Raw genomic sequence first — 12991 nt, forward strand, 5'->3', positions numbered from 1 at the left:
AAGTATACATCTATGAGACGCAATCCCATATTCATTTTTGCACCGGCTATGGTGATGCTTATTTTCGGTCTATCCCTGATTTCTCAGCCACAGGCCTTTGGCAAGCAACACGAAATAATCAAAGAGCAGATTCTTCGAACCGAAGCTAAGACCTCAATCGTTCAGGCCCAATCCTTCGACAGCTTCCTCTATCAAAGATTCTTGACCGATATCGCAGGCAGTGAAGCCGTGGTGGTAAATAAGCTACGACCACTAAACCCGCTTGACTTTGCACCCTTAGAAATGCGTGAGCTAAAAAGTTCCGAATCGCTGGAGAACCCTCGCTCACTAAAGATGGTCGCCACGGCAGCAACCGCATTGGAGGCCCTGGCCAATGAGATGTTTTTAGCCAAAGCCGGCCAGCTGTTCATGAACTCTGGTTACCGCTCTTACGATTATCAGCTCGAGTTATTTGAATCCAAAACCGAGCAGTACGGCCTGGCTGGGGCTCTTATTAGAAGCGCCAAAGCCGGGCACTCTGAACACCAGACGGGCCTCACCATGGATGTTTCGGTTCAGGCCCAGGGCTGCGCAATCATGCAGTGCTTTGGCGAAACCAAAGGGGGAAAGTGGTTGGCCGATAACGCTTGGCAGTTTGGCTTTATTGTTCGTTACGAAGATGGCACCCAGGCCGTCACCGGATATACCTATGAGCCTTGGCACCTGAGATTTGTTGGAAAAAACATCGCCAAGCTCTACCACGAGGGTGACTTCAGCACCCTCGAGGAATTTTGGGGATATCCTGCGGCCGAGTTTTACGAAGAAGAAATAACCGAATCAACAATCGATTGAGCCTCATCCAAGACCCGCTCTAGGTGCTCTTCGCTTAGAAATGATTCGCCATAAATCTTGTAGACGTTCTCGGTCCCCGAGGGCCTGGCTGCAAACCAGGCATTTTGGGTGGAGACCTTAACGCCACCGAGAGCACCGCCGCTAGGAGCCGAGGTCTCGATTCGGGTAATGGTTTCGCCGGCCAGCCCACTTACCAAAACATCGGACTCCGAGAGCTTGCCAAGCTTTGCTTTCTGCTCAAGGCTTGCCGGAGCATCAACCCTTTTATAGCTTGGGTAACCGTGGAGCTGGGTTAGGGAGGCGTAGCGCTCAGAGGGGCTGTCATTCGTCACAGCCTCAATCTCAGCCGCCAATAAGGCCATGATGATGCCGTCTTTATCGGTCGACCAGGCTTGCCCATTAAGTCTGAGAAATGACGCGCCGGCCGACTCCTCTCCACCAAAACCAAGGCTGCCATTTGTCAGCCCTGGCACAAACCACTTGAATCCCACTGGCACCTCAACAAGCTTTCGCCCAAGAGACGAAACAACCTTGTTGATCATGGAAGAAGAAACCATAGTTTTACCAACGCCGGCTTCAGAATCCCAGCCATCACGCTCACCGAAAAGATAGTCAATCGAAACTGCGAGGAAATGGTTGGGATTCATGAGCCCGGAGTCTGCCGTTACTATTCCATGTCGGTCGGCATCCGCATCATTTCCGATTGAAATATCGAAACTGCTGCGGTTTTCAATCAGCGCTGCCATCGCAAACTTAGAGGAGCAGTCCATGCGAATTTTGCCATCCCAATCAAGGCTCATAAAACCAAACTGAGGGTCAACGGTGTTACTAATCACCTTGAGGTTCAGATCGTATCGGTCAGCTATCTCACCCCAATAATCAACCGATGCACCTCCCATTGGGTCGGCTCCGATTCTGACGTCGGCGCTTTTGATCGCGTGCAGTTTGAGCACCTGGTCTAATTGCGAAATGTAGTTGTTTTTAAAATCAAAATGTTTTGGATTCGGCTTGGCTCTTTTCACTTCTCTAAGGTTTGTGATTAGTAGCTCGTTGGCTCGATTAGCAATCCAGTTGGTAGCGACAGAGTCTGCTGGGCCGCCGTGCGGCGAGTTGTACTTGATTCCACCATCTTGGGGCGGATTGTGACTCGGAGTGATGACAAGCCCATCGGCTAGAGCGGCTGAGCCTCTTGGAATTTGATTATTGTGATCGATGATGGCCACCGAGACCGCGGGGGTTGGGGTGAAGCGATCATGAGAGTCAATCAGTGCCACGACATCGTTGCCGGCCAGTACCTCGAGCACCGAAAGCTGAGCCGGCTCACTGAGCGCGTGGGTATCGCGGCCGATGTAGATCGGGCCTTCGATGCCTTCGGCTGCCCGGTACTCCACCACTGCCTGAGTAATCGCCAGAATGTGGTTCTCATTGAATGAACCATTCAGCGCTGTGCCGCGGTGGCCAGATGTGCCAAAGTTCACCCTTTGCTCGAGAAGAGTTGCATCAGGCTTATTCTCGAAATAGCTCGAACTAAGGAGCGCTAAATCGACCAGATCCGATTCTCGAGCCAATTGCCCAGCTCTATCGTGACTCATTTGGTGACCCTGAGCTGAATAATTAGATAGGTATACACGAAGCTAAAGCCGAAGCCAATCGCGGCATATCCCAAAACAAATAGGTTTGGGTTTACCGGTATCAAAAGAGTGATTATGCCTAATCCAAAGGCTGCAATCTGCATCACCGAAGCTGAAACTAAGACCCCACGTTCGTTACCGAACATCGAAACAGAAAACATCTGCCCGCAAAGTGCCACAAGCGTTATGCCTATCATTCGCATTGCCCAGTCGAGGTCCTCGGTGCCAACTAGACCGAGCAAATCGGTAAATACCCTCGGCACTGCCAAAAGCGCAAGGGCGCTGAGGCCAAAGACGGTTGCGCCGAACTTGAGAACTAACCTGAGGGCTCTGATTTGCTTGGATTCATCCATAACAGCATGGTATTGCCTATAAGCCTCCCCGGCTGTCCTAATCTTGAGACATGTCTACTCCGCAAATAATTGCCTACCTGGGTCCAGCCGGAACCTTCACTGAAATGGCAGTTCGACAAATGCCTGAGGCGGCCAGCGCAACACTCATGCCTGTAGCTTCAGTGGTTGAGGCGCTGGATGCTGTTTTATCGGGTGTGGCAGACCGGGCTGTGGTTCCGATTGAGAATTCGATTGAGGGTGGCGTGAGCGCAACCTTGGATGCCCTAGCAACAACCCCCGGTGTGCAAATATTCGGTGAATACCTGGTACCGGTCAGCTTTAACCTGCTAGCACTAAAAGGCAAAAGGCTTTCAGACATAAAGGTCGTGCTAACCCACCCGGTGGCCTATGCCCAGTGTCGCAGTTGGCTGGCTAAAAACATTTCAGACCACAGCCACATTCCAGCTAGCTCAACCGCTTCGGCAGCTAGGGCGCTAACTGATGGTAGTAATGCCGATGCCGCAATTGCCCCGGCCATTGCGGCCGAACTTTACGGGCTGGAAACCCTAGCCAGCGATATCGGCGATAATAAAAATGCCCAAACCAGATTTATAGAAATCGGCAAGTCGGCAAAGCCCAACCCAAAAACCGGCTCCGATAAAACCAGCGTGATTGTTGAGTTGCCGGATGATCGACCCGGAGGTCTATTGGGGCTTTTGGAGCAGTTCGCGGCCAGGGGGGTAAATCTTTCTCGCATCGAATCAAGACCGGTTGGTGACCACTTTGGTAGGTATCGCTTTAATCTTGACGCTCAGGGCCACATTGAAGATGAGGCAATAGCCGAGGCTCTCATGGGGCTGCATCGCTTCAGCCCGAAGGTCATTTATTTGGGTTCTTATAAAAAAGCCGATCAGACCGAGTCTGTTCATTTAGGAAATAACGCCGATAGTGACTACACCTCGGCCCAAGCCTGGCTCAATTCGCTAAGGAGCTAAACCCTAAGAATCAGCGCCTTTGGTAGAACGTAGAAATCAACTTCAAGAACTTCACCAATTGGGTCGCCATCAAGCTGCATTGAAACTGGGTTGTGAGGTCGGACCCTAATCCGAGCCCCGTGCAGGTTTTCAATGGTTTTCAAATTCTGGGTTAGGTCAAGCAGCTTTCTCCCCAGAACCAATGGCCTAACTATCTTGTTCTGCCAAGTGATGCGGGACAGTAAATCGACCCAGTTCCATAGCCCTCGGGGCCCAATTGCCGCGATGTCCAATCGCCCATCATCCAAACTCGCGTCGGGCATCATCGAAATCTGACCCGGCAGCCAGCCAGCATTGCCCACTAAAAACGAGTAACTCTTGAGGGTTCGGGGCTCCTGGTCATCGACCGTCACATCAAATTTCTCAAACTTCAACGGCAGCGATAAAAACCCGCCTTCCACATAGGCAAACCAACCAACTCTGCGCTTTCTTTCCGGAGTGGTTTGCTGCATGATCTTGGCGTCTAGGCCAAGGCCGGCAATACCGGTGAAGTAATACTCAGTGATGGTGCCATCGTGCTTCAGAACCCTGGCAAACCCTATATCCACCGGATACCGGCTGGATTTGGCAACTCTTCTGGAGGCAGCATCAAGGCTATTGATTGGAAGCTTTAGGTTTCTGGCCAAAACATTGCCCGTGCCGATCGGTAAAATTCCCAGCTCACAAGGCTGGCCAGATTCGAGGATGGCCTCGGCGACTTCGCGAAGTGTGCCATCGCCGCCGGCCACCGCAAATTTTCTATGGCCGGCCGCAATCGCTCTGGCAGTTGTACCTTTTCCGTGAGTTGCAGCATCGGTTGGAAAGAACACGGGTTTTTTCAGACCGGCCTTTATCAGGCTACGTTTGAGCTTCACTTCGGTGATTTTCTCTGGGTTGAAGATAACGGCTAGCTCTTGCACCGCTAAAGCCTATGCCTTCTTCGGCGGGTAGGCTTGGTAACGTGATTGACCTAAACCTCTTTAGAGAAAACCCAGAGCAAATTATCGCTTCTCAGCGCGCCCGCGGCAAAGAGGCTTCCTTGGTTTCTAAGGTCGTCGAGCTAGATCAGATCAAGCGCACAGCGCTGGCAGAATTCGAAACCCTAAGAGCAGCTCAAAACGCCCACGGGAAGTTAGTAGCCCAAGCTTCGAAAGAAGAAAAGGCGAATCTTGTCGCTCAGGCTCAAAAGCTCGCAAGCGACGTGAAGGAAGCCGATGCCAAGGCCAAACTCGCCGATGAAGAGCTTATTAAAGTCGTGTTTCAAATTGAGAACGTGGTCATGGAGGGTGTTCCAGAAGGCGGAGCAGATAACTTTGTGGTTCTCAAAGAAGTTGGCAAAAAGCCAGAGTTTTCGTTTGAACCAAAAGACCACACCCAGCTCGGTGAGGCGCTGGATATTATTGACATTGCTCGCGGCGCCAAGATATCGGGCTCGCGTTTCTATTTTCTAAAAGGGCTCGGCGCTCGCCTGGAACTAGCGATGATGCAGATGGCTTTGGACCAAGCTTCAGAGGCGGGCTTCACCGCATTGATCACTCCGACTTTGGTTAAGCCCGAAGTGATGCAGGGGACCGGCTTTTTGGGCGAGCACTCAGCGGAGGTTTACTATCTTCCAGCCGATGACCTTTATCTAACCGGCACCAGTGAGGTGGCCCTGGCTGGTTATCACAGCGACGAGATTTTGGATGACCTAGAGACCCCTGCAAGATATGCCGGCTGGTCAACTTGCTATCGCAGAGAAGCCGGCAGCCACGGCAAGGACACCAAGGGTATTTTGCGCGTGCACCAGTTCAATAAGCTTGAAATGTTTAGTTACTGCAAGCCAGAAGATGCCGAAAAAGAGCATCAAAAACTCATGGCCTGGCAAGAACAGATGCTGCAAAAATGCGAGCTGCCCTATCGAGTGATTGATGTTGCCGCGGGGGATCTTGGGTCCTCAGCGGCCAGAAAATACGATATCGAAGCCTGGGTTCCAACCCAAGGGGACTTCAGGGAACTCACCTCAACCTCAAACTGCACCACCTTCCAGGCCCGCAGGCTAAACACCCGCTACCGAGATGAAAACGGCAAGACCCAAATTGCCGCAACTTTGAATGGCACTTTGGCAACAACCAGGTGGCTGGTTGCGATCTTGGAAAACCACCAGCAACAAGATGGCTCGGTAATAATCCCCAAAGCCCTGCGCCCATATCTCGGCGGCGTCGAGCGCATCACCCCGAAGGCGAAATAGTGACTGAACCAAAGCGTTGGCTGATTGGCCTAGACATCGATGGCACCTTGGTGCACGACGACGGCTACCTCTCTCCAAGAGTTTTGTCTGAGGTTAAAAGGATGCGCGCACTCGGGCACCACGTGGTGGTTTCAACCGGCAGGGCTGCTGCCAACGCCTATCCGGTTATCCGAGAGCTCGGTATTGATACCGGTTTTGCGATCTGCTCCAACGGAGCGGTCACAATAAAACTTGATAGCTCTAACCCAAAGGGCTACGAGGTTTATGACGTCAAAACCTTTGACCCGGCAAAGGTTTTGACCGAGTTGATTGACAAGCTGCCAAATGCCCACTTTGCCGTTGAAGATATTGACGGCAGCTACCGCTTCCACAAAGCCTTCCCCACCTACGCGCTAGGTGATCAAAACTACGAGACCCCGCTAGAGGAGCTTCTGCACCACCCGGTCTCCCGAGTGGTTGTACTTTCTCCGGACCACGATGTCGATGACTTTGTCGGGCTGATGGACAAGATCGGTTTGCAGTCTGTTTCCTACGCCATTGGTTACACCGCGTGGCTGGATATCGCTCCAAAGGGTATCGATAAGGGCCACGGCCTAGAGCAATTGCGCCAGAAGTTTGATATCCCAGGGGACCGCATCTTGGTGATGGGCGATGGCAGAAATGACATCGAGATGTTCTTATGGGCCAAGGGCTTGGGTGGCTATGCCTATGCCATGGGTCAGGCTCCCGAGGAAGTGCAAATGGCTGCGACCGCCGTCACTGCGGCGGTTGAACAGGATGGGGTGGCCGAGGTGCTATCTGCCCTAGAGGGCTTACAGTTTTTAGATTAATCGCTAAACTTTGTCTCGGAGGCCTGTCCGAGCGGCCGATGGAGCTGGTCTTGAAAACCAGTGAACAGAAATGTTTCGTGGGTTCGAATCCCACGGCCTCCGCCAATGTGATGTGTCGAGACATACTTGACAAACGGACCCCCGGCATCATGATCTAAAGCTCCAGAGATTTCTCTGGAGCTTTTAGTTTTGGCCAGTAACTCGCTGTGGGTTCGATTTGATTTTCACTGAGTATTTCCCCGCTTCTGAGGTCGGTGACCATGACTCTTCTAGAGTCAATGATCAAGAAGACCTGCTTTCCAGCATGAGCTCTTCCAACTCCGATGTGGTGCTGTTTTCCAGCTCAAAGAAGTGAGACTTTGCCAGCGCTGTCAACCCGGTCAGTTCGAGTTCTTGCGGCCCCAAAGATTGGGTCTTTATTCGGTTTTGCCTTGGGCCTGGCGTCGTATGCCTGCCTCGGGGTTTGGCCATTAACGGCTCGATGGGGACGCTCGGTGTTGTAGAGGTATTGGAATTGATCAAGTAGAACCTGGAGCTCTTGAATGCTTCTTGGTTTGGCCTGAGCCGCTAACCAGCGTTTCAGGGTCTGATGAAAACGTTCGATCTTGCCCTGAGTTTGCGGGTGATTCGGCCTTGAGTTCTTCTGTTCAATTCCAAGGCTTTCCAAAAGGTATTCAAAGGCATTTTTACCATTTCTGAATCTTGCTGTGAAGACCAGGCCATTATCGGTAAGCGTTGAATAGGGCGCGCCGAATTCAGTAACAAGCTTCATGAAGTCAGCAACCACAATCCTTGCTGTGACGCGGTAGTGAGCCTGGCAGCCGAGTAATAAGCGAGAGTGGTCATCTAGGAAATTCAAGACCTCGATGTCCTGTCCGTTGGCCAGTTTGACGTGGGTGAAATCCGATTGCCAGGTTTCATTCGGCTGGTCGGCCTCAAAGCGCTGCCGGTAGGCAATTGGGCGTTTTTTGGGCTGATGCTGAACCAGCCCTTGGTCCCGCAGTGACCGCCAGATTGTTGATAACGCCGGAGCACGGGTGTGTTTTGCAATTAGGTAAAACTGGATTGATTGTGCTCCGGCGTCCAACCCTTTTGCCAGAAGTTCTTGACGCAGTTGGAAAATCTCGGCGTGCATTTGTTCAGTCAGAGCTTTTGAATTGGATTGAGGTCTTTTGGAGCTTGGTTGAAATGAGTCTGCTCCCAAAATCCGATAGCGTCGGATCAATTCGTGAACCCATTGCCTTGTAACACCAAACTCCAAGGCGACCGCCGTGACGGACTTCTTCTGCTCCAAAACCGACATAACTATGAGTGCATTTTTCGACATGAAACAAAGTGTCAACTATGTCTCGACACATCAAAAACCCCACCAACACCGAACCCGCGCTCGGGTGTTGGCTTAATCAGAGAAACAGCCTGGGACTGTAAACTATGTCTCGGCACATGTGTCAACTATGTTTTGACACTAGACACCACGGCCTCCGCCAATGTCATGAGTCGGGACATCGTTCCCGAATGAACCCACGAAATTAGTTTTTTCGTGGGTTCATTTCATTTCTCCAATAGTTTCGATCCGGCTGGATTAAGTGTTCGCTTAGGTGTTCTCCAGTTTTTGGGTTGATAACCGACGCATGTGTTTTGTTTGTGAGTATCAGAACTTTGGTTCCGGCGTGAGCTCTGCCAATCCCCAAGTGGTGAAGTTTTCCGGCCCGTCGAAGTGAAACTTTTCCAGTTTGGTCGATCTTGTCATGACGGGATCTAGCGTGTTCAAAGTCGCTTTCATCACCAGGTGCTGCCTTTGGCGTTGAGCTGTAAGCATGGGCTGGGGTTTTTCCTTCTAGGGCTCTGTGTGGGCGGTCGTGGTTGTAGCGATCGCGGAAGTAATTCAGTTGCTGTTGCAATTGCCAAAGCGATTCGGCTTTGGGCTTTTGAAGTAGGTGCTTTTTCAGAGTCTGGTGAAACCGTTCGACCTTGCCTTGGGTCTGGGGATGATTCGGGGAGGAGTTTTTCTGAATGATCCCTAAGTCACTGAGTTTGTATTCAAACTCGTTTCTGCCTTTGCCAAACCGTGCCGTGAAGACCCTGCCGTTATCGGTCAGGGTTGATTTCGGAGGCTCAAACTCGACAACCAGCTCTAGAAACAAATCAACGACACTTCGCCCGGTGACTGGGATGTAGGCCCGGCAGCCCAGCAGGAATCTGGAGTGATCGTCTAAGAAGTTCAGGATTTCAACATCGGTTCCATCGGCCAGTGGCCAGTGGGTGAAATCGGCTTGCCAGGTCTCATTTGGTTGGGAGGACTCGAATCTGATGTAGCTGGAGCGAGGTCGCTTTTTCGGTTGCGGAACTATCAACTGATGCTTGTGAAGGATCCTGTGGATCGTGGAGATTGCCGGTGGCTTTTTGCCAAGCAGTGAAAGTCTTGCTGCAATCGAGGCGGGGCCCGAGTCAAAACCAGCTTCAGTAAGCTCCAGCCGCAACTTGACGATTCGATTCTCCAAAGCGGTGGAGGTCTTATTGGGATTCCTGCGAGGTCTTTTGCTCAGTGGCTCGAGAGCCTTTAGGCCTCCTGAGCGATAGCGACCTAGCAGTATGTTCACCCAGCGTTTTGAGACCCCAAACTTCTCCGCAGCTTGGGTTGCGCTAAGGCCTTGTTGAACAACGGACAAAACAATCACATTTGATTTCGACATGTTCCATTTTCATTGAGAACTATGTCCTGAACATCAGAGATTTACCGAACCCACGATTGGGAGCAAAAAACGTGTTGAGGTGGGAATCATCTCCCGCATCATGCGGGAACGATGTCTTGGATAGAATGGGAACTATGTCCTGGCGTATGACACCACGGCCTCCGCCATTGTGATGTGTCGAGACGTACTTGACAAACGGACCCCCGGCATCATGATCTAAAGCTCCAGAGAATTCTCTGGAGCTTTTAGTTTTGGCCAGTAACTCTTTGTGGGTTCGATTGCGTTTTCACTTAAGATTGTCATGAGTCGGGAACCATGTCTCGACACATATGGGAACTATGTCCTGGCGTATGACACCTCCAAGCGCACTGAGAGCCACGATGCTTTTCAAGACTTCGTGGGTTTCTTCATCTACTTAAATACCGGGCCAGAGACCCTATCCACCACGAAAGGCAGCCTGCCTGGAGGCGGAAGCCAGCACTCCTAAATCAATGAGTAGCGAATTCCAAGCATTCACAGCTAGGAGTGGCCAGTATTTGCTAGGCCTGGTAAACATGCGGGGTTATAAAACTAAATAAATTCAACTCGATCTTGCAGCAATTACGCACCGGCTTTATCGGGTGTGCCCCAGTGATGTTTTGCCTATCAAGCTCTGCCGGATGATAACTGGGCAAGATTGGCGCACTTTGCGACAAGCGCTTGATCTAAAGCGTCAAGAAAATCTGATTGCCGGGGTTGCCACCCGCAGTCGAAAGCCAACAATCGAGGAGCCCAGCCGTTCCGATCTGGCTCAGCTCAAACTGGCGTTGGCCTTAGTGAGTTTCAAAAGTTCGCGCAATCTTGGATTCGGGACAACAGGCTCACTCAAAGCCCGTTCAAGTGCAAGGTACTCCACTGCAGTGAGTTTAAAGATATTGCTCTCAGCAACAAGGCGCTCGGCTTTTTCCAGGGCAGCCGAGACCATAAATGTGGTTAAATCTTGCTCCGCTAGTTGAGCCGCAGCCTTGATTTCTTCATGATTTTTAGTAGAAATCCTCATGTTGATTCGTGAATCAGTCATCTGTTTCCCCTTCCAATGACAGCGTACATAGATTGTACGTACGCGTCAAATCTACAGAGAGACTTTCAGCTGCTTCATGGTCATGAACATTCTGTTTGACTCCGAGTCAAGCCTGATAAATCCAAATCGGCCATAGAAAGCGATTGCGTTGTTATCTATAGCGTCAACTATGACCATTTCCAATCCAGCAGATTCAGAGGCGCCAAGAGCCTTATGCAAAGCCTCTCCAAGCATCAATTTGCCGATTCCTCGGCCTTGAGCGGCATGGTCAACAGCTAATCTCGCTATCAGAAATGCTGGCTTCGCGTAGTTCGAAACTGCTATCCCGTCTAAGTCAGCCCCGGGCTTTACCTCCCCAAAAACAGTTGTGAAGTTTCCCTGGAGCTGAAGAGAGTCTCGGTCAACAGCAAAAAACGTTCGAGTGCGAAACTTGTCTTCGTTTTGGCCAGCCTATGACCTCAGCCACTCATCCATGACCCTATTTCCGCAGGAGAAATTTTCCCTAGGCACATCTCGATCAAAAGGTATTACTTCGCTTGAATGAAAGTCCACGTTCCAAGATTACTCAACCGCAAAATAACGCTAGGAGCAAATAAATCGCAACGCTGGCACTTATCTGTTACGCACAGATTCCCTTCGAAAGGAGGAAACGGACATATTTGCCAAGAGCAACCGGGCCATCGCCCAGCCTTGGTTATCAGCCAGGCCAGTTATAGCGGATCAGAAGGTTGGGGCTCGAATCCCTCAAGGGGCAGTTTGTCAAAGTGCTTGTCAGGGTCGCCGTACATACGACAAATCGCGAATTTCGAATCGCGTTTGCCCACAACTGAGCAGCATCGAGCCGGGTCTCTGCAGCTTTGCCTAATTTTACGGGTGATTCCGCACGATCATCAAATTTCATTCAGAGCCGCGGGCGCTTTTCTTGTGAGCGTAAGCCATGCTGTTGCAGTTCGGCGATCCATGATTTCCTTGTCGAGGCGATTAGCTTCTGCTCAATTTTCGACAGCGGGATGATGGTACGTATCAAGTCGAATGCATTACCAATCATGACTGGCAGATCCTCGATGCTTACGCTCGACGCTCGCCCAAGGATCTCTGCTGCGACTGTGGGGTCGACATTCTCGAGTTTCAACAGAGCGAGAATCTCACGTGCATCTTTTTTGCCCTTCTCTGAGAAGTGTCGGTCGAGCAGGGCTGCCATCTTGGTGGATATATGTGCTTCGATACAAAGCAGCGTCCACTTCTCAAACTTGAGATCGTCAGAGTACTCGGCGAGCACTTCGACTTTGAGGCGAAGCTTGTCGCCGAGTTGGGATTCGTAGGGAAGGTAGATGTCTAGGTGAACGTTGTCGATTGTGGCTCGAAGCTTTCTGCCTTGGTGGTTATGGCTCGACGAGAGGTCGGTCATCAGTTGCTCGAGTTTGTGGCGGCTCTGTTGGGAAGTGATGAGGTCAATGTCGAGACTGATCTCGCCGCCGACGCGAATAAATGTTGCCCACCCGCCGATGAGGATGGAAGGCTCAAGGTCGTGACCAAGCCGGTCGAGAAGAGCACGGATGACTCCGTTGTTATCTTCGTAGAGACTAGGCACTGGTGCGCTGCTCCCAATCGGCTTCGGCGAACAGCTTTGTCTTTAGCGCGCGCAGGAACTCGGCGGACTGCCACCCGGGACTCGCCCACAGGTCCACGTAGGTCTGCGCGAGGCTGGCGTATCCGGATCGCCAAGTACGTGCCGCGACTGAGTCCTGGCCGAGGAGGATGACTTCGTCTGACTTTGGGAAGTCCTTTTGAGAGACGGGGTGGGTTGTGTAGAGGATCCGTCGTCCGAGATCGGCAACAGTATTGCGGCCACCGAGGTAATGCACGGCGGCACTGCTGCCGCTCAGTGCGTATTCGACTTCAGTGCCGTCGAGAAACTCTTGCGCTGCGGTCAACGTGGTTGAGGCCACAGTGTCCGCGCGTAGATTGCGGTGCGCGGCGAGGGCCTCTATTAGCTTCTGCGGCGAAACGACGGTGTAACCACGAAGCGGGTTCGCGCGCACAGCCCCGATGTCGATAAGTCGTCCCAGTGCCTGGTGGGTAGTAGAAGGGGCGACCGAGGCGGCATCCGCAATCTCGCCGATGCTGCTCCAATCTCGCTGACCACCCAGAGCGGCATCGGCCAGAGTGCGCCAAGTGATTTCCACGTTCTTCATGGGACCAGTATTGCAGTATTTATATAAACATGGAAGCCTGCGTCTGTATTTATATGGATGACGACGATGAAGTTCACCACAACTGTGGGCAAGCGATGCAGACGCTTGGTGTTACAGACCTCTCGAAATTCATCCAGCAGCTCATGCAGTTCTTTTAGGTCTTTATTGCCTTGGTC

General features: G+C 51.7%; 13 protein-coding genes and 1 tRNA gene. 5 read left to right on the plus strand and 9 right to left on the minus strand.

All coding sequences use genetic code 11. The annotated features are described in order from the left end of the window. Positions 1-12 precede the first annotated feature (12 nt). On the plus strand, positions 13-831 hold the full coding sequence (locus BLP47_RS01685) for a D-alanyl-D-alanine carboxypeptidase family protein (protein ID WP_091849759.1): 819 nt from the start codon (positions 13-15) through the stop codon (positions 829-831). Here the strand turns inward: BLP47_RS01685 and pgm are convergent. After that, complete coding sequence (gene pgm, locus BLP47_RS01690; RefSeq protein WP_091849761.1) at positions 795-2423, minus strand: phosphoglucomutase (alpha-D-glucose-1,6-bisphosphate-dependent); 1629 nt, start codon at positions 2421-2423, stop codon at positions 795-797. The two genes, BLP47_RS01685 and pgm, sit on opposite strands and share 37 nt — an antisense overlap. After that, positions 2420-2815 (minus strand): hypothetical protein, encoded by a 396-nt coding sequence (locus BLP47_RS01695; RefSeq protein WP_091849763.1) that lies wholly within the window; start codon positions 2813-2815, stop codon positions 2420-2422. The genes pgm and BLP47_RS01695 overlap by 4 nt, the downstream gene beginning before the upstream one ends. A 50-nt stretch (positions 2816-2865) precedes the next feature. Between BLP47_RS01695 and pheA the strand changes: the two genes are divergently transcribed. After that, positions 2866-3789 (plus strand): prephenate dehydratase, encoded by a 924-nt coding sequence (gene pheA / locus BLP47_RS01700; protein WP_091849765.1) that lies wholly within the window; start codon positions 2866-2868, stop codon positions 3787-3789. Here pheA and BLP47_RS01705 read toward each other — a convergent pair. Further along, a complete protein-coding gene (locus tag BLP47_RS01705) occupies positions 3786-4727 on the minus strand; it encodes a diacylglycerol kinase family protein (protein WP_091849767.1) in 942 nt (313 codons plus the stop codon). The two genes, pheA and BLP47_RS01705, sit on opposite strands and share 4 nt — an antisense overlap. A gap of 41 nt (positions 4728-4768) precedes the next feature. Between BLP47_RS01705 and serS the strand changes: the two genes are divergently transcribed. From serS to BLP47_RS01720, 3 genes are all read left to right on the plus strand, one after another. Further along, complete coding sequence (serS, locus tag BLP47_RS01710; protein WP_091852810.1) at positions 4769-6037, plus strand: serine--tRNA ligase; 1269 nt, start codon at positions 4769-4771, stop codon at positions 6035-6037. Continuing rightward, a complete protein-coding gene (locus BLP47_RS01715) occupies positions 6037-6867 on the plus strand; it encodes an HAD family hydrolase (RefSeq protein ID WP_157671343.1) in 831 nt (276 codons plus the stop codon). The genes serS and BLP47_RS01715 overlap by 1 nt, the downstream gene beginning before the upstream one ends. Before the next feature lie 17 nt (positions 6868-6884). Then, positions 6885-6972, plus strand: a tRNA-Ser gene (locus tag BLP47_RS01720). A gap of 238 nt (positions 6973-7210) precedes the next feature. Here the strand turns inward: BLP47_RS01720 and BLP47_RS01725 are convergent. From BLP47_RS01725 to BLP47_RS01755, 6 genes are all read right to left on the minus strand, one after another. Continuing rightward, positions 7211-8194, minus strand: a complete 984-nt coding sequence (locus BLP47_RS01725) for an IS481 family transposase (protein ID WP_091849771.1) — start codon at positions 8192-8194, stop codon at positions 7211-7213. 202 nt (positions 8195-8396) lie between these two features. After that, positions 8397-9560: an IS481 family transposase gene (locus BLP47_RS01730; RefSeq protein WP_091849773.1), complete on the minus strand. Its 1164-nt coding sequence runs from the start codon at positions 9558-9560 to the stop codon at positions 8397-8399. 790 nt (positions 9561-10350) lie between these two features. Then, on the minus strand, positions 10351-10620 hold the full coding sequence (locus tag BLP47_RS01740; protein ID WP_091849777.1) for a DUF1778 domain-containing protein: 270 nt from the start codon (positions 10618-10620) through the stop codon (positions 10351-10353). A gap of 51 nt (positions 10621-10671) precedes the next feature. Beyond that, positions 10672-10944 (minus strand): GNAT family N-acetyltransferase, encoded by a 273-nt coding sequence (locus BLP47_RS01745; protein WP_091849779.1) that lies wholly within the window; start codon positions 10942-10944, stop codon positions 10672-10674. A 577-nt stretch (positions 10945-11521) separates the two neighbouring features. Then, positions 11522-12211: a hypothetical protein gene (locus BLP47_RS01750; protein ID WP_091849780.1), complete on the minus strand. Its 690-nt coding sequence runs from the start codon at positions 12209-12211 to the stop codon at positions 11522-11524. Next, positions 12204-12815: a helix-turn-helix domain-containing protein gene (locus BLP47_RS01755; protein WP_091849781.1), complete on the minus strand. Its 612-nt coding sequence runs from the start codon at positions 12813-12815 to the stop codon at positions 12204-12206. The genes BLP47_RS01750 and BLP47_RS01755 overlap by 8 nt, the downstream gene beginning before the upstream one ends. Positions 12816-12991 lie beyond the last annotated feature (176 nt).

The organism is Candidatus Aquiluna sp. UB-MaderosW2red (genome assembly GCF_900100865.1).
In the GTDB taxonomy this organism is placed as follows: Bacteria; Actinomycetota; Actinomycetes; order Actinomycetales; family Microbacteriaceae; genus Aquiluna.